Below are 16,294 nucleotides of genomic sequence, written 5' to 3'. Positions count from 1 at the left end.
TCCCTTCGGTCTTGCGTTTCCGACTCTATCAGACTCTTTCGTGTCCGATTCCCGGCCGGCGGGCTGCTTTCCAGGTATTCGCTTTCGCGCTTTCCTTTTCAGCGACTCCGACTTTATCAGAAGCATTTCGGCCGACCTAATCGGCTTCGTGATCCGGATGAAGACTCGAAAGAACTCCGCGGAAATCGAATTCCCAGCAGGAGCGAGACAGACTCTAAATGTTCCCGCCCGGACTGTCCAGTCCGAGGCAACCGTTAAAATCTACCTCCCCACGCGCCCCGTGTCAACGGGTTTCGTGGGCGAAGAGGAGACTAGCAGCTCACAGGGGCCCCACGCACATCCGCCCTCACGCCGCGGTGGGGAGCTCCGCGCTGCGGTCGGCCTCCTCCACGTCGCCGGCGTCGCCGGTCCGTGCCGCCCTGCCGCCGAGCACGTAGACGTAAGCGAGAAAAGCCAGCTCAGCGACGACACCAATCGCGATGCGAGCCCAGGTCGGGAGCCCCGACGGGGTCACGAAGCCCTCGATCACGCCGGAGACGAAGAGGACGACCGCGAGGCCGATCGCCATCCCGATGGCGGCTCGTCCCTGTTGGGCCAGAGCTGTGCGACGGCTCTGCGGACCTGGGTCGATGACTGTCCAGCCGAGTCGCAGCCCGGTCCCGGCAGCGACGAACACCGCCGTCAGTTCCAGCAGGCCGTGCGGGAGGATCAGCCCGAGGAACGTGTCCAGGCGGCCGGCCGAGGACATCAGGCCGATACCGACGCCGAGGTTGAGGACGTTGATGAACAGGATCCAGATGACCGGGACGCAGAGGAATGCGCCGAGCGTGAGGCACATGGCCGCTGCCTGTGCGTTGTTCGTCCAGACCTGGGCAGCGAACGAGGCCGCGGGGTGGCTCGAGTAGTACGTCTCGTACTCGCCGCCGGGCTCCGTCAGCCGGCGCAGTTCCTCCGGGGCCGCAATGGCCGACTGGACCTCGGGGTGGGCTCCGATCCACCAGCCGATGACGGCCGCGAGCAGTGTGGACAGTACGGCGGTCGGTATCCACCAGTGCCGGGACCGATACACGGCGGCGGGGAATCCCGCGGTGAGGAAGACGACGGCGTCCCGCCACCCTGCCCGCCGCGTACCGGTGACCGTGGCCCGCGCGCGGGCGACAAGCTGGGTGAGCCTGCCCGTGAGGATCGGGTCGGGTGCGCTGGACTGGATCAGGGACAGGTGTGTGGCAGTGCACTGGTAGAGCGCGACGAGTTCGTCCGCCTCGGATCCGGTGAGACGCCGTCCTCGGTGCAGAAGATGATCGAGGCGGTCCCACTCGGCACGGTGGGCGGTGACGAAGACGTCGAGGTCCATGGTCGGCTGCTGCTCCAGGCACTGGGTGCGTACGGTCCGTACTACTGCGGCGCGCTGCGGGTCAGCTTGGCAGACTGTTGATTCAAGGGGCAGGGAAGGCCGAAAACGCGAGGGGTGGCTGCCGGTGAGCGGGCTTGTGACGGGTGATGCGGTCGTACTGGGGCTGCAGCCGGCGAAACTGCCGAGCCGGGCTCTCGCGATCGCCATCGATCTCGTGGTGGTGTGGTCGGCCTATCTGCTCGTTTCCATCGGGCTGGCGATGGCGACTGCGTCGCTGGACGAGGCCGCGGTCATGGCGGTGTCGATCGCGACGTTCCTGCTGGTGCTCGTGGGTGCGCCGATAGCTGCGGAGACGCTCAGCCGTGGGCGTTCGCTGGGGAAGATGGCGTGCGGTCTGCGTGTGGTCCGGGACGACGGTGGGCCCATACGGTTCCGGCATGCGCTCGTGCGCGGGGCGATGGGTGTGGTGGAGATCCTGATGTCGTTCGGCGTCATCGCGTGTATCGCGTCGCTGGTCTCGGCGCGGGGTCGGCGGATCGGTGATGTGTTCGCGGGCACGCTGGTGGTGCGGGAGCGGGTGCCCGCCGCGCGTGGGGCCGTGGTCGTTCCGCCTCCGCCACCGTGGCTGGTCGGTCGGTTCGCCGCGCTCGACCTTTCGGCGGTCCCGGATGATCTGTGGCTCGCGATACGTCAGTACCTGACCCGGATGCGGCAGCTGGACGCAGCGGTGAGCTGGTCCATGGCGCAGCGGCTGGCCGGAGACCTGGCGGCTCGCACCGGGACGCCTGCGCCGGAGGGTGTGCCGCCTGCCGCTTATCTCGCGGCTGTGGTGAACGAGCGGCAGGCCCGCGATACGCGGCGGGCGTTCGCCGCGGCGGCGAAGGCGGGGGCGGTCGGGGCCGTCGACGGCGCCGGGTACGCCGGTACGGGTGCTCGGTCCGTGTCTGTTCCGTCGGCGGTCGAGTCGGCGGTCGAGCAGACAGGTGAGGCCGATCTTGCGGCCGCCGGATCCCCTGCGCGGGGGCCGCGGGCCGCCGTGCAGGCCGAACCCGGGACCGAGACCGGGAGTAAGGATCGGGTCGGGACCCAGGTCGCCGGGTCGGGTGGCCCCTCGGTGGGGACGGGCCAGGCGGATCCCACCGTTGTGACACCGCCGCCGGCCAGTGGCTTCGCGCCTCCTGCCTAGGGCTGCGCAACAAGCCTGCTGTCCCGCTGAGTTACAGATCTCAGCCGCCGGATGCCTCGTGCGCGATGCCCGCGCCACGAGTGGGGCCGGATGAGTCCTGATGGGTCGCGAAGAGTCCTGATGGGTCGCCGGCGCGGGTCGCGTGAGCCTCGCCCTTCGGACCGTCGGCGGCGTCCTGGCCCCGGCACGTGGTCGGTTCGGCGAAGTTGTCCGTCCGCGGCGCGGCACGCCCTGCCACAGCGGCCGCCCGTGGGGCACCGCTGGGTCCTCCCTGGGTCATGGGAAGAACGACGGCGGCGTTTCCAGGTCTTCGAGTTCGATGCCGGGCGCGGCAAGGACCACGTCGCCGGCGATGTGAACGACATGCTGTTCGCCCGTGTCCAGGGCGCTGACCTGGTATTCGTCCACGGTCAGGGGGCCGTTGTCAGTGGCGTGCGCTTCACTCTTCATCAGGGCCCAGGACTGGTCGACGGTGCGGGGGGCCAGGACGGGGTCAGTGAAGGCGACCAGGCGTACGCGGGTCGCGGAGGTGCCGGGGGTGAGGCGCAGCAGACGGGCAGTGGCGACGAGGAAGGCGGGGGAAGTGCCGGTGAAGGTGTGCGCGCGCACATTGCCTTCGGTGGCATGAGTGCCGGTGGGGTCGGTGCGGACCCAGGTGACGCCGTCCAGCGCGGCACCGCGGACCTGCCAGTTCGCTGCGTGGAGTTCCAGTCGGATGGGGCGGCCGAGGTCGTCGAGGGCGAGGTCGACCGTGCCGGACGGCTCGCCGGAGGGAGCGGTGACGCGGGAGACGTAGCGCCAGCCGGACGGGCCGGGGGCGCATTGGAAGTGCTCTTCACCAAGGGGGGTGTGATCGTGCGGATCGTGGAGCGAATAGCGGCCGCGGGGCATGGGGCGTGGGTGTCCTTGTGCGGTGAGGCTCGGGGGCGTGGGGACACGTCCTGACCGGAGCCGTTCGAGGACGGTACGGGGCAGGCCCCCGACACGGGGGTGCGGGGGCCTGCCTGTACCGAGTCACAGCCGTCGCCGAGGTGGGTCGGCGACGGTCCGGCGGTCATGGACGATCGGAGGTGATCGAACGACCGGTGGATCGGTGACGGTGATCAGTAGCGGTAGTGGTCCGCCTTGTACGGGCCCTCGACCTCGACGCCGATGTACGCCGCCTGCTCCGGACGCAGGGTGGTGAGCTTGACGCCGAGCGAGTCGAGGTGGAGACGTGCGACCTTCTCGTCGAGGTGCTTGGGCAGCACGTACACGTCGGTCGGGTAGTCCTGCGGCTTGGTGAACAGCTCGATCTGCGCCAGCGTCTGGTCCGCGAAGCTGTTGGACATCACGAACGACGGGTGCCCGGTCGCGTTGCCCAGGTTCAGCAGCCGGCCTTCGGACAGCACGATCAGGACCTTGCCGTCGGGGAAGGTCCAGGTGTGCACCTGCGGCTTGACCTCGTCCTTGACGACGCCCGGGAGCTGCGCGAGACCGGCCATGTCGATCTCGTTGTCGAAGTGGCCGATGTTGCCCACGATCGCCTGGTGCTTCATCTTGGCCATGTCGGAGGCCATGATGATGTCCTTGTTGCCGGTCGTGGTGACGAAGATGTCGGCCGTCTCGACGACGTCGTCCAGCGTGGTGACCTGGTAGCCGTCCATCGCCGCCTGCAGGGCGCAGATCGGGTCGATCTCGGTGATGATGACGCGGGCGCCCTGCCCGCGCAGGGACTCGGCGCAGCCCTTGCCCACGTCGCCGTAGCCGCAGACCACGGCCGTCTTGCCGCCGATCAGGACGTCGGTGGCGCGGTTGATGCCGTCGATCAGCGAGTGCCGGCAGCCGTACTTGTTGTCGAACTTCGACTTCGTCACGGCGTCGTTCACGTTGATCGCCGGGAACAGCAGCGTGCCGTCACGGTGCATCTCGTACAGACGGTGCACACCGGTCGTCGTCTCCTCCGTGACACCACGGATCTCGGACGACAGCTGGGTCCACTTCTGCGGGTTCTCCGTCAGCGTGCGGTTGAGCAGGCGCAGGATGTAGCCGTACTCCTCGCTGTCCGCGGTGGCGGGGTCCGGAGCCGCGCCGGCCTTCTCGAACTCGACGCCCTTGTGCACCAGGAGGGTGGCGTCACCACCGTCGTCGAGGATCATGTTCGGACCGCCGGTGGCGGCGTTCGGCCAGGTCAGGGCCTGCTCGGTACACCACCAGTACTCCTCCAGCGTCTCGCCCTTCCAGGCGAAGACGGGGACGCCCTGCGGGTTCTCAGGGGTGCCGTCGGGGCCGACCGCGATGGCTGCAGCGGCGTGGTCCTGGGTGGAGAAGATGTTGCAGGAGGCCCAGCGGACCTCGGCGCCGAGGGCGACCAGGGTCTCGATCAGGACGGCGGTCTGCACGGTCATGTGCAGGGAGCCGGTGATGCGGGCGCCGGCCAGCGGCTGGGCGGCGGCGTACTCCTTGCGGATCGACATCAGGCCGGGCATCTCGTGCTCGGCGAGGGTGATCTCCTTGCGGCCGAAGGCGGCGAGAGAAAGGTCGGCGACCTTGAAGTCCTGGCCATTGGTGACAGTCGACATGCGAGCTGCTCCTCGTGGTTCGGTCGAGGGGTGGGTACACGGCTGGCTCTGCGGCGGCCTGGACACACGGCATATGCGTTACGGCATACGAATGCCCGGGAGTCCGCAGGACAGTCCGTCGGAGGCCCTCTCTCCCTCGGCCGGTCCGCACAGGACCGCCCGACCGCCATCAGCAGCGACGTCTGACTGGTTACGAATCTACACCGATCGGCCCAGCCGACCCCAGCCCGCCCCGGCCCCGGTTCCGGCCAGTTTTCGCGGCGGGCGGGGCGGAAGGATCGCGGTTTCCGGGCTTTTGCTGTGGCCGGAATCTGGTGCACGATGCTCCGACGTCGGGAACGACCGCACGATCCGGCGACGGCAAGAGGAGAACCACGTGACCAGTCCTACGAGCGAGCAGTGGAAGCTGAAGCTGCTCGCGGTGACGGCCTGTCCGACAGGCATCGCTCACACGTACATGGCAGCGGAGAAGCTCACGCAGGCGGCGGAGGCTCTCGGTGTCGAGATGAAGGTGGAGACCCAAGGTTCCATCGGTGCCGAGAACGTGCTCTCTGACAACGATGTCAGAGACGCGGACGGCATCATCATCGCCGCCGACAAGGACGTCGACCGCAGTCGCTTCGTGGGGAAGAAGGTGCTGGCCGTCGGTGTCGCCGACGGCATCCACCGCCCCGAGCAGCTGATCGAGCAGGTGCAGAACGCACCGGTCCACACGGCCGGCGGCGACGGGACCGCGGGGACGAGCGCTTCCGCGGGCGGCAAGGAGCGGAGCGTCGCGTACAAGGCGCTGATGAACGGTGTCTCGTACATGATCCCGTTCGTGGTGGTGGGCGGGTTGCTCATCGCCATATCCCTGGCGCTGGGCGGTAACGCCACACCCGAGGGCTACGTGATTCCCGAGGGCTCGTTCTGGGAGGACGTCCAGAAGATCGGTGTCATCGGCTTCGAGTTGATGATCCCGATCCTGTCCGGCTACATCGCGTATGCGATTGCCGACCGGCCGGCCCTGGTGCCGGGCATGGTCGGCGGGTGGATCGCCGGACACGGCGACTTCTACGACTCCGAGGCCGGCGCCGGCTTCATCGGGGCCATCGTCACCGGCTTCCTCGCCGGGTATCTGGTGCTGTGGATCAAGAAGGTCAAGGTCCCCAGGTTCGCCCAGCCGATCATGCCGATCATCGTGATCCCGATCGTGGCGTCGACGGCACTGGGGCTGTTCTTCATCCACGTCATCGGCAAGCCCATCTCCTGGGTGTTCACCCACCTCACCGACTGGCTCTCCGGCATGACCGGGACCAGCGCGATTCTGCTCGGTGCACTGCTGGGCCTGATGATCGCGTTCGACATGGGCGGGCCGGTCAACAAGACCGCGTTCCTGTTCGGCGCCGGGCTCATCGCGACCGGCAACCAGACCGTCATGGGCATGTGCGCGGCCGCCATCCCCGTCATGCCGCTCGGGCAGGGGCTCGCCACGCTGATCCGTCGCAAGCTGTACTCGGAGCAGGAACGCGAGACCGGGATGGCCGCGCTGTTCATGGGCATGTTCGGCATCTCCGAGGGTGCGATCCCGTTCGCCGCGGCCCGCCCCGCGCAGGTCATCCCGGCGAACATGCTCGGTGGCGCGGTCGCCGGTGCGATCGCCGGCATGGCCGGGGTCGAGGACGCCGTTCCGCACGGTGGTCCGATCGTGGCGGTCCTCGGCGCAGTCGGCGGGGTACCGATGTTCTTCCTGGCCGTCGCCGTCGGCACGGTCGTCACCGCGGTCACCACGAATGCTCTGATCGGCATCAAGGAGCGGACAAGCCCCGGCGGCCCGGTTCTCGCAACCGTGGGTGGCGGGGTGCCGGCGGCCGAGCCGGTGCTCGCCGGTGTCGGCGCGCCGGCCAAGGGCGTCGCGGGTTCCGGAGCGGTCCAGGCCGCTCCGGCCGCCTCGGTCACGGAGGGCACGGCCGTCGGTGTGACGGCTTCCGCCGAGGCACCTGCCTCCGCCGATGCGGCCGCCGCCGACACGGCCGCTCCGGCCGACGCCGCCGACGAGGATTCCCACGACGGGCATTCGCACGACGAGGTGCTTTCCGGGTACCTGACCGCGCGGACGGTGACGGTACGCCTCGGTGCCGCGAACAAGCAGGACGCCATCCGCGAGCTGGCGGAGATGCTGGCAACGACCGGCAAGGTGGCGGACGGCGAGGCCCTGGTGCAGGCAGCGTTCGCACGCGAGGAGCAGGGCTCGACAGGGCTCGGCGAGGAGATCGCCATCCCGCACGCCAAGACCGATGCGGTCACGGCCCCGATCGTCGGGTTCGCACGGTCCGAGGAGGGCGTGGAGTGGGGTTCGCTGGACGGCACCAAGGCCAAGTTGATCTTCATGATCACGGTGCCCGAGGCGGCCGCGGGCGACGAGCATCTGCGCATCCTCGCCATGCTGTCGCGCAAGCTCATGGACACCGGCTTCCGTGAGCGGCTGACGGCGGCTGCGGACGAGGAGGCCGTCCTCGACGTGCTGCGCGAGGTCCGTTGACCGGTCCCGACCTGGGCGTACACCCGGGCAGCCTGGGCGTACACCCGGGCAGCCGGAAGGCCCCGGCCCCCTGTTCGGGGCCGGGGCCTTCCGGCGTGCTCCTGCTGTAGTGCGTCTGTCCCAGTGCCCCTGACTCAGTGCGCCGAGTCGCCCGCTCCGCCCGGGGCCTTGCCCGGGTTCACGCCCGCCGCGGCCGCCGACTCGCTGTAGATGTCCGGCTCCAGGTAGATGACGCGCGCGATCGGCACGGCCGCGCGGATGCGGTCCTCGGCGGCGTTGATCGCGGCCGCGACCTCCTCGGCCGACTCGTGCTGCTCCACGGCGATCTTCGCGGCGACCAGCAGTTCCTCGGGGCCGAGGTGCAGCGTGCGCATGTGGATGATGTGGGTGACCGTCTCGCCGTCGACCGTGGCGGCCTTGATCTTCTCGATGTCCTCCACGCCGGCCGCCTCGCCCAGCAGCAGGGACTTGGTCTCGGCGGCGAGCACGATGGCGATGACGATCAGCAGGACACCGATGCACAGGGTGCCGATGCCGTCCCAGACTCCGTCGCCGGTGGCCAGCGCCAGGCCCACACCGCCGAGGGCCAGGAACAGGCCGACGAGCGCGCCCAGGTCCTCGAGGAGCACGACCGGCAGCTCCGGGGCCTTGGCGCGGCGCACGAACTGCGTCCAGGTCAGACTGCCCCGGAGGGTGTTGGACTCCTTGATGGCGGTACGGAACGAGAAGGTCTCGGCGATGATCGCGAAGACGAGGACGCCGACCGGCCAGTACCAGGCCTCGATCGCGTGCGGATGCTTGATCTTCTCGTAGCCCTCGTAGATGGCGAACATGCCACCGACGGAGAACAGCACGATGGAGACCAGGAAGGCGTAGATGTAACGCTCGCGCCCGTAGCCGAAGGGGTGCTGGGGGGTCGCCTCGCGCTTGGCCTTCTTGCCGCCGAGCAGCAGCAGGCCCTGGTTGCCCGAGTCGGCGAGCGAGTGGACGCTCTCCGCGAGCATCGACGACGAGCCGCTGAAGAGGAACGCCACGAACTTCGCTACCGCGATTGCGAGGTTGGCGGCAAGTGCCGCCACGATCGCCTTGGTTCCGCCTGACGCGCTCATGTGGCCGAGTGTCCCTTCGTATGTGCTGCTGCTGCGTTCGTCGATCGCCGACCGCGATACGGACCGGGCGGTTCTTTGCCCGGCCTTTGCGGTGCGCCATTGTTGCAGCACCCGAAGGTGGCGCTGTCTCAGGCCACCGTCTCAGGCCACAACGGTGGCGCGGAAGACCGTGCCCGCACCGCCGTCCGTGCCCGCGACGTGCACGTTCTCCCCGGCGGCGACAAACGCGGATTCACCCGGCTCGAGACGCAGTTCGTCGGCGCGACCCGTACCGGCGACCGTCACACCGCCCGCCGTGCAGAGCAGGATCTGCGGGGTGGCGACCGTGAGGTCGCAGGGCGTGGAGCCGGGGGCCAGCACGAAGCGGGAGAGACGGAACTCGTCGATCGGGGTGTCGTAGACCTCCTCACCGGCGGGCGACACCTCGGGGCGCAGTACGCCCGGGTCGGTCGACTCGAAGCGGACGATGCGCAGCAGTTCGGGTACGTCGACGTGCTTGGGGGTCAGTCCGCAGCGCAGCACGTTGTCGGAGTTGGCCATGATCTCGACGCCGAGGCCGTCGATGTACGCGTGCGGTACGCCCGCACCGAGGAACAGGGCCTCGCCGGGCTGCAGTTGGACGTGGTGGAGCAGCATCGCCGCGATGACGCCGGGGTCGCCGGGGTAGTGGTGCGCGAGGGTGGCGTACGGGGTGTAGGGGCCGCCGATCCGTTCGGCGGCGGCTGCGGCCTCGGAGACGGTGGCGGCCATCTCGTCCCGGTCCGCACTGAGTACGGCGGTGAGGACCTCGCGCAGCGCCGCCTCCTCGGGGTGGGCGTGCAGCAGGTCGACGTACGGCTTGAGGGAGTCGACGTCGAGCCCGGCGATCAGTGCGGCGGCGTCGGCCGGGGGCCGGAAGCCGCACAGTCCGTCAAAGGGCGTCAGTGCGCAGATCAGTTCGGGCTTGTGGTTGGCGTCCTTGTAGTTGCGGTGCGGCGCGTCGAGGGGCACGCCCGCGGCCTCCTCCGTCGCGTAACCCTCCTTCGCCTGCGCAAGATCGGGGTGGACCTGGAGGGAGAGCGGTGCGCCGGCGGCGAGGAGCTTGAGCAGGAAGGGCAGCCGGGGGCCGAACCGGGCGACGGCCGCGGCGCCGAGCTCCCGCTCGGGGTCGGCGTCGATCAACTCGGAGAGGGACTGCTCGCCCTGTGCGCCGCGGTTGACGCGGGAGGGCGCGCCCGGGTGGGCGCCCATCCACATCTCGGCCTGCGGCTCGCCGGTGGGGGCGAGACCGAGCAGCTCCGGGATGGCGGTCGTGGACCCCCAGGCGTAGGGGCGCACGGTGTTGGAGAGGCGGTCCATGGTCTCTTCTTGTCCTTTGTCGCTTCGGCTGGCGCGGTCATCGGGCCGGCAGGCCGGCCCTGGAGCGTCGCTGCGCGGTCACCCGGACCACGTCTGCCGGTGCATCGTCGCCGGTACGCGGTGGCCGGCGCGCAGTCGTCGCTCATCGGCCTTGATAGGCCGGTCGTTCGTCGGCCGGGCGTCGGTACGGCGGACGCCCGGTGTCGGGCGGGTGTCCGTGCCGGGCGGACACGGCGCGGACCGGGTGAAGGCGGGCGAAGGGCGGCGACACGGTCTAGGGCTGGTCGCCCTTGTCCGCCAGGGACAGATACACGGCGGCGAAGTCGGTGACGGCGAGCAGCTCCGCGATCGACTCGAGCTCCGTCCCCTCCTCGGGTTCGATCTCGCTGATCGGCGTGTCGTGGCTGAGGGCCAGTTCCCGCGCGGCCGGTGCGGCGGTGAGCCCGCCCGCCGGCCGGTCGCGCAACAGAACGATGCGGGCGCGCATTGCCTGCCGCTCCTCGACGCGGTCGCGGAAGAAGTCCTCGGGATCGGCGCCGGCCGCGAAGTCGCCGACCAGGAGCACTCCGTGGGCCGGCAGGGCCTCGGGCAGTTCGGCGGCGAGGGCGGGACGTCCCGCGATCTCGGCGAGCACGGCGGCGAAGCGCCGGCCGGCCGCGCCCGCGCCCGCGCCCTCCGTCCAGATGAGGGGCAGGCTGTCGGCCAGCTCGGCGGCCAGTGTCTTTGCCGGGTTGCTGTACGTCGCGATCGCGGGGCCGCACCGCTCGGCGGTGCGGTCGAGGCGGTCGGCGACCTTGGCGAGCGTCTCCGGTGGCGCGTCGAACAGGCCCACGCGGTCGAGGAGCGCGATCAGCGGCGTGAACAGGGCCCACAACGCGCTCGGGCTCGCCGCCTGGCCCTCCTCGTACAACTCGTAGGGGGCGGTGGCCATCGGGACGACCAGTCCGTGTGCGCCGTCGACCGCCTCGGACAGCGGGGAGCTCTCGGGTGCCACGGCGACGACGGTGCAGCCGCGGCGGTAGGCCTGCTCCGCGAGCAGGGCGAGGCCGGGTTCGCTGCCGTCGGTGGTCGCGACGAGCAGGAGGTCCAGGGAGCCCGCCCAGCCGGGCAGGGCCCAGCGCAGGGCGCCCGCGGCATGTGCGACGCCGGTGGGCCGCAGCGCGATGACGGGAGCGGACGCCCCGGCGAGGGCGCCGATGAGGTCGGCCGAACCCGATGCGGCGGTGCCGGGCCCCGCGACGAGGACAGCACGCGGGCGTCCCTCGGGGGTGATCTCCGCGATACCGGCCTCGGCGGCGTGCCGGGCGGCCGTGCGTACGCGGGCCCCTGCTTCTGCGGCGCCGCGCAGCAGGCCTCGGTGGTCGATGCGGGCGAGAGCGTCCGCGGCGTCGAGGAGCGACTCGTCGAGCATGGGGTGGGGCCTCCGATCGCCGTACGCGTGCGGGGGGTGTGTGCGGTTGTGGCCGTCCTGCGTTACGCGGGGCGGCGTGCCTCGTCGACCAGGAGCACCGGGATGCCGTCCCGTACGGGATAGGCCAGGCCGCAGTCGGTGGCCGTGCAGATCAGCTCGGGGGTCTCCGCCGTCGTGCGGTCGTCGAACGGGGCGTGGCACGCCGGGCAGGCGAGGATCTCCAGAAGGCCGGCTTCGAGCGGCATAACAGCGGTGTCCCTTCGGGGCATGCCACAGGTCGGATATGCGAGCGCTCGCGTCGACATGCGGTCACGGTCTGGCGGATCAGGCGTCGTCAGCCTACCGCCGCGGAGCGGGGTGCGGCTCGTTCTGGGGGCGCGCCCCCAGGGGCGCACCCCCTGGGCTCAGACGGCGCGGACCAGGGCCAGGACCTCGTCGCGGATCTTGGCCATGGTGGCCTCGTCGCGTGCCTCGACGTTGAGACGCAGCAGCGGTTCGGTGTTGGAGGCGCGCAGGTTGAACCACCAGTCGGCGCCGGCGATGGTCAGCCCGTCCAGTTCGTCGGTGCTCACGCCCTCGCGGGACGCGAACGCCGCCCTCACCGTCGCGGTACGGGACGCCTGGTCCTCGACCTGGGAGTTGATCTCGCCCGAGGACGCGTACCGGTCGTAGGAGGCGACCAGCGCCGACAGCGGGCCTTCCTGACCGCCCAGGGCCGCGAGCACGTGCAGGGCGGCCAGCATGCCGGTGTCCGCGTTCCAGAAGTCGCGGAAGTAGTAGTGCGCGGAGTGCTCGCCGCCGAAGACGGCACCGGTGCGGGCCATCTCCTCCTTGATGAACGAGTGGCCCACGCGCGTGCGTACCGGGCTGCCGCCCTGTTCGCGTACGACCTCCGGCACCGACCAGGAGGTGATCAGGTTGTGGATCACGGTCCCGCCGGGGTGCTTCGCCAGCTCGCGGGAGGCCACCAGGGCGGTGATCGCCGAAGGGGACACACCCTCGCCCCGCTCGTCGACGACGAAGCAGCGGTCGGCGTCGCCGTCGAAGGCGAGCCCGAGGTCGGCGTCCTCGGCACGCACCCGCGCCTGGAGGTCGACGATGTTGGCGGGGTCGAGGGGATTGGCCTCGTGGTTGGGGAAGGTGCCGTCCAGTTCGAAGTACATCGGTACGAGGGTGACCGGGAGCGCGCCGAAGACGGTGGGGACGGTGTGGCCGCCCATGCCGTTGCCGGCGTCGACGACGACCTTCAGCGGGCGCATCGCCGACAGGTCGACCAGCGACAGCAGATGCGCCGCATAGCCCTCGAGGGTGTCACGCTCGGTGACCGTTCCGGGCGTGGTGGCGGGCTCGGGCGCACCCTGCGCCGACCAGGTCTCGACGAGTGCGCGGATGTCCGCAAGGCCGGAGTCCTGGCCGACGGGCGCGGCGCCCGCGCGGCACAGCTTGATGCCGTTGTACTGCGCCGGGTTGTGCGAGGCGGTGAACATCGCGCCCGGCAGGCCGAGATGTCCGGAGGCGAAGTAGAGCTGGTCGGTGGAGCACAGGCCGATCAGGGTGACGTCCGCGCCGCGGGCCGCGGCACCGCGGGCGAACGCGCCGGACAGACCGGGCGACGAGGGTCGCATGTCATGGCCGACGACGATCGCGTCCGCGTCCGTCACCTGTACGAAGGCTGCGCCGAACAGTTCGGCGAGTTCCTCGTCCCACTGATCCGGCACCACTCCGCGGACGTCGTACGCCTTCACGATCTGCGACAGATCAGCAGCCACGGGCCCAATCCTCCTGAAGTCTTGGCGGTCGCATCAAACTACCCGCCCCGGAGGGGGTCGTCTCACCCGGTTCGTGGCCCGGCGCAGGAGAAACGCCCTACGGCAGCATCCAGCCCAGCACCGCCGTGCTCTGCGCCGTCACCACCAGGCACATCACCAGCAGCAGCCCCAGACTCCACGGCAGCACCTTGCGCAGCAGGTCTCCCTCCTTTCCCGCGAGTCCGACGGCGGCGCAGGCGATCGTCAGGTTCTGCGGGGAGATCATCTTGCCGAGGACGCCGCCGGAGCTGTTCGCGGCAGCGAGCAGCTCCGGCGAGAGACCCGACTCGCGTGCCGCGGTGACCTGGAGGGCGCCGAACAGGGCATTGGCCGAGGTGTCCGAGCCGGACGCGGCTACACCGAACCAGCCGAGCACGGGCGACAGAAACGCGAGTCCGGCGCCCGCGGCGGCGACGAAGTGGCCGATGGTGGCGGCCTGTCCGGACAGGTTCATCACGTAGGCGAGGGCGAGCACGGAGGTCACGGTGAGGATGGCGTACCGCAGTTCGTGCACGGTCGCCGCCCATTCGCGCAGCGCGTCCTTCGCCCGTACGCCGAGGACTGCCGCGGTGACGACACCCGCCAGCAGGGCCAGCGTGCCGCCGGTGGCCACCAGGGGCAGCGAGAAGGCGTTCGCACCGACCGGCTCCCCGTCCGGGTTCACCACGTCGAGGAAGGGCCAGTCGAAGGTGCGGGTGGCCTCGGCCAGTACGCGTTTCACGGGTGGCAGCTGGGCGAGGGAGAAGATCGCCACGATCAGGGCGTACGGCGCGTAGGCACGCAGCACTTCGCGCCGCGGGTCCTCGCGGTCCAGGTCCTCGCTCCGGACTCCGGTGAGCACCGCGGCGCGTACGGGCTCCTCGGCGGGCTTGCGCGCACCGGGAACGGCGACGAGCGCGGCGGCACCCACCAAGGCGGCGGCGATGTCGGCGAGTTGGGCGGAGACGTAGTTCGACGCCGCGAACTGGGCGGCACCGAAGGCGAGTCCGCACGCGAGCGCGGGCACCCAGGTTTCCTTGAGACCGCGCCGCCCGTCGACGAGGCCGACCAGGACGAGCGGTACGACAACCGCGAGCAGCGGGGTCTGCCGGCCGACGACGGAGGCGACGGAGTCCAGCGGCAGGCCGGTGACCTGGGCAAGCGTGACCACGGGGGTACCCATGGCGCCGAAGGCGACGGGTGCGGTGTTGGCGACGAGCGCGACGACGGCGGCCTTGACGGGGTCGAAGCCGAGGGCGACGAGCATGACCGCGGAGATGGCGACGGGTGCGCCGAATCCGGCGAGTGCCTCGAGCAGTGCGCCGAAGCAGAAGGCGATCACGAGGGCCTGGATGCGCGGGTCGTCGGAGAGTCTGCCGAAGGAGCGCCGCAGGATGTCGAAGTGTTCGGTGCGCACCGTCATCCGGTACACCCACAGGGCGTTGACGACGATCCACATGATGGGGAAGAGGCCGAAGAGGACGCCCTGGGCACCGGCCGAGAGGGTCTGGCCGACGGGCATGCCGTAGGCGAGCCAGGCGACAACGGCGGCGACGGCGAGGCCGACGAGTCCGGCGCGGTGGGCCCGCACACGGACGGCGCCGAGCAGTACGAGCACGGTGACGAGGGGGAGGGCGGCACAAAGGGCGGAGAGGGCGAGCGAACCGGCGACGGGTTCCAGCTCCTGAACGAACGCCGCCTGAACGGAATCAGCCTGGACGGACACGACAGAACCTCCGGTTTCCGCGATGCGGAAAGCGATCTCTCACGAATGAAAGAATCGTCGTGTCCGCGACAAGCGGAGGTCAATGGTCCGTACGTGATTCCGTACAGGATTCAATGAAAGGCCCGGGGCCCGCGGGGACGGGGGCTCAGTTGTCCGGCGAGCGCAGCACCCGCAGATGACCGCGGCGCGCGACCTCCATCGGGTCCGCCGACCGGCGGCCGCCCTGGCCGCCCGCCTCCGCGGTACGCCCCTGGGGGCGCGCGGCCTCTCGCACCGCATTCGCCAGCGCCTCGAGATCGTCGCCGCTGGGGCGGGCGGGGGCGGAACCGTCGGTGAGCCGAACGACCTCCCAGCCGCGCGGCGCGGTCAGCCGCTCACTGTGCTCCGCGCACAGGTCGTAGCAGTGGGGCTCGGCATAGGTGGCGAGCGGGCCGAGGACCGCGGTCGAATCGGCATAGACGTACGTCAGTGTCGCGACGGCGGGGCGGCCGCACGCGGTGCGCGAACAGCGACGTACAGGGCTCACGACGTTGGACGGTACCGCACTCTTGAGCGGGCTGCGACGACTCTCCACCAGGTCACTCCCCCGTGTCGTGGTGTGACATCCGACAAAACGGCAGTTCCGGCAACTGGCCTGACCTGCACGGAAAGAGAACCACACAGGCGACTGCCACACGTGAGCCGGTCATGACTTGGGGTGAATAATGTCAATCGCCATGTGATCACCGATCGCCGGAGGCGAGCAATCGAGCCCAACGTTGGCCGGAATGCTCATTTGGCGACATGAGGTCAGCCGGGGGCTCGCCGGCGATCGCGGCTCGCGCCGGAGAGTTACCCTGCGTCAGTGATGGACAGTCCTGTACCGCCCCGCCCGACCGAGCCGAGACCGCGCCGCCGCGACCGCCACGGCCGGGGCATGCGCGGGCCCGTGGCACCACCCCAGGTACCGCTCTCCGTCAGCCGCTCCGAGACCTTCCGCGATCTGGTGCAGGACTCGGTGGAACGGCTGGAGCGGCGCTGGCCGCAGCTGGCCGACGTCGACTTCCTGACACTGGAAGTGCCGGGCGCACCGGACGAATCGGTACCACTGGGTGGCGTCGTTCCCGCGGCGAAGGACCGGCCCGCACGGATCTTGATCTACCGTCGGCCCATCGAGATCAGGACGAAGAACCGCGACGAACGGGCGCTGCTGGTGCACGAAGTGGTCGTCGAGCAGGTGGCCGAGCTGTTGGGACTCTCACCGGAGACGGTCGACCCGCGCTACGGGCAGGACTGACCGCCGCGTCACTGCCGGCGGGCGC

13 protein-coding genes are annotated in these 16,294 nt (G+C 70.2%); 3 read left to right on the top strand and 10 right to left on the bottom strand.

Translation table 11 applies throughout. The features are described from left to right. Positions 1–346: 346 nt before the first annotated feature. Positions 347–1,354, bottom strand: a complete 1,008-nt coding sequence (locus AC067Z_RS05095) for a stage II sporulation protein M (RefSeq protein ID WP_478788035.1) — start codon at positions 1,352–1,354, stop codon at positions 347–349. A 124-nt stretch (positions 1,355–1,478) separates the two neighbouring features. Here AC067Z_RS05095 and AC067Z_RS05090 point away from each other — a divergent pair, with 124 nt between their 5' ends. Beyond that, on the top strand, positions 1,479–2,540 hold the full coding sequence (locus tag AC067Z_RS05090; protein ID WP_478788034.1) for an RDD family protein: 1,062 nt from the start codon (positions 1,479–1,481) through the stop codon (positions 2,538–2,540). Positions 2,541–2,816: 276 nt separating this feature from the next. Here AC067Z_RS05090 and AC067Z_RS05085 read toward each other — a convergent pair whose 3' ends face one another. Both AC067Z_RS05085 and ahcY read right to left on the bottom strand, forming a co-directional pair. Next, positions 2,817–3,431, bottom strand: a complete 615-nt coding sequence (locus tag AC067Z_RS05085) for a hypothetical protein (RefSeq protein ID WP_478788033.1) — start codon at positions 3,429–3,431, stop codon at positions 2,817–2,819. 212 nt (positions 3,432–3,643) lie between these two features. Further along, positions 3,644–5,101, bottom strand: coding sequence for an adenosylhomocysteinase (ahcY, locus tag AC067Z_RS05080; RefSeq protein WP_478788032.1), 1,458 nt, complete (start codon positions 5,099–5,101; stop codon positions 3,644–3,646). Positions 5,102–5,558: 457 nt separating this feature from the next. Between ahcY and AC067Z_RS05075 the strand changes: the two genes are divergently transcribed. Next, the gene (locus AC067Z_RS05075) at positions 5,559–7,622 is read left to right on the top strand and encodes a fructose-specific PTS transporter subunit EIIC (RefSeq protein WP_478788066.1); all 2,064 of its coding nucleotides are present in this window, start codon (positions 5,559–5,561) and stop codon (positions 7,620–7,622) included. A 134-nt stretch (positions 7,623–7,756) separates the two neighbouring features. Here AC067Z_RS05075 and AC067Z_RS05070 read toward each other — a convergent pair whose 3' ends face one another. The 7 genes from AC067Z_RS05070 to AC067Z_RS05040 all read right to left on the bottom strand — a co-directional run bounded on the left by AC067Z_RS05070 (position 7,757) and on the right by AC067Z_RS05040 (position 15,567). After that, the gene (locus tag AC067Z_RS05070; protein ID WP_478788031.1) at positions 7,757–8,731 is read right to left on the bottom strand and encodes a cation diffusion facilitator family transporter; all 975 of its coding nucleotides are present in this window, start codon (positions 8,729–8,731) and stop codon (positions 7,757–7,759) included. Positions 8,732–8,872: 141 nt separating this feature from the next. Further along, entirely contained in the window at positions 8,873–10,069 is a 1,197-nt protein-coding gene (gene manA / locus AC067Z_RS05065) for a mannose-6-phosphate isomerase, class I (RefSeq protein ID WP_478788030.1), read from the bottom strand. Between the two features lie 274 nt (positions 10,070–10,343). Then, on the bottom strand, positions 10,344–11,480 hold the full coding sequence (locus AC067Z_RS05060) for an SIS domain-containing protein (RefSeq protein WP_478788029.1): 1,137 nt from the start codon (positions 11,478–11,480) through the stop codon (positions 10,344–10,346). A 62-nt stretch (positions 11,481–11,542) separates the two neighbouring features. Beyond that, the gene (locus AC067Z_RS05055; RefSeq protein ID WP_478788028.1) at positions 11,543–11,725 is read right to left on the bottom strand and encodes a Trm112 family protein; all 183 of its coding nucleotides are present in this window, start codon (positions 11,723–11,725) and stop codon (positions 11,543–11,545) included. A 159-nt stretch (positions 11,726–11,884) separates the two neighbouring features. After that, positions 11,885–13,249: a phosphomannomutase/phosphoglucomutase gene (locus AC067Z_RS05050; RefSeq protein WP_478788027.1), complete on the bottom strand. Its 1,365-nt coding sequence runs from the start codon at positions 13,247–13,249 to the stop codon at positions 11,885–11,887. Between the two features lie 97 nt (positions 13,250–13,346). After that, the gene (locus AC067Z_RS05045; protein ID WP_478788026.1) at positions 13,347–14,993 is read right to left on the bottom strand and encodes an L-lactate permease; all 1,647 of its coding nucleotides are present in this window, start codon (positions 14,991–14,993) and stop codon (positions 13,347–13,349) included. A 145-nt stretch (positions 14,994–15,138) separates the two neighbouring features. Next, positions 15,139–15,567, bottom strand: coding sequence for a DUF3499 domain-containing protein (locus AC067Z_RS05040; protein WP_392328680.1), 429 nt, complete (start codon positions 15,565–15,567; stop codon positions 15,139–15,141). A gap of 273 nt (positions 15,568–15,840) precedes the next feature. Between AC067Z_RS05040 and AC067Z_RS05035 the strand changes: the two genes are divergently transcribed. Next, complete coding sequence (locus tag AC067Z_RS05035) at positions 15,841–16,269, top strand: metallopeptidase family protein (protein ID WP_478788025.1); 429 nt, start codon at positions 15,841–15,843, stop codon at positions 16,267–16,269. The last annotated feature ends 25 nt before the right edge of the window (positions 16,270–16,294 follow it).

Source organism: Streptomyces sp. NPDC043812 (assembly GCF_056436245.1).
The sequence above is the reverse complement of the archived record's forward strand: the minus strand, read 5'-3'. Positions and strand labels throughout refer to the sequence as shown.

What these genes read in the sequence shown, in the direction of transcription:
- ahcY (WP_478788032.1), bottom strand. Translation starts at nt 5,101, where the DNA reads ATGTCGACTGTCACCAATGGCCAGGACTTCAAGGTCGCCGACCTTTCT.
- AC067Z_RS05095 (WP_478788035.1), bottom strand. Translation starts at nt 1,354, where the DNA reads ATGGACCTCGACGTCTTCGTCACCGCCCACCGTGCCGAGTGGGACCGC.
- AC067Z_RS05055 (WP_478788028.1), bottom strand. Translation starts at nt 11,725, where the DNA reads ATGCCGCTCGAAGCCGGCCTTCTGGAGATCCTCGCCTGCCCGGCGTGC.
- AC067Z_RS05070 (WP_478788031.1), bottom strand. Translation starts at nt 8,731, where the DNA reads ATGAGCGCGTCAGGCGGAACCAAGGCGATCGTGGCGGCACTTGCCGCC.
- AC067Z_RS05035 (WP_478788025.1), top strand. Translation starts at nt 15,841, where the DNA reads ATGGACAGTCCTGTACCGCCCCGCCCGACCGAGCCGAGACCGCGCCGC.
- AC067Z_RS05085 (WP_478788033.1), bottom strand. Translation starts at nt 3,431, where the DNA reads ATGCCCCGCGGCCGCTATTCGCTCCACGATCCGCACGATCACACCCCC.
- AC067Z_RS05075 (WP_478788066.1), top strand. Translation starts at nt 5,559, where the DNA reads ATGGCAGCGGAGAAGCTCACGCAGGCGGCGGAGGCTCTCGGTGTCGAG.
- AC067Z_RS05060 (WP_478788029.1), bottom strand. Translation starts at nt 11,480, where the DNA reads ATGCTCGACGAGTCGCTCCTCGACGCCGCGGACGCTCTCGCCCGCATC.
- manA (WP_478788030.1), bottom strand. Translation starts at nt 10,069, where the DNA reads ATGGACCGCCTCTCCAACACCGTGCGCCCCTACGCCTGGGGGTCCACG.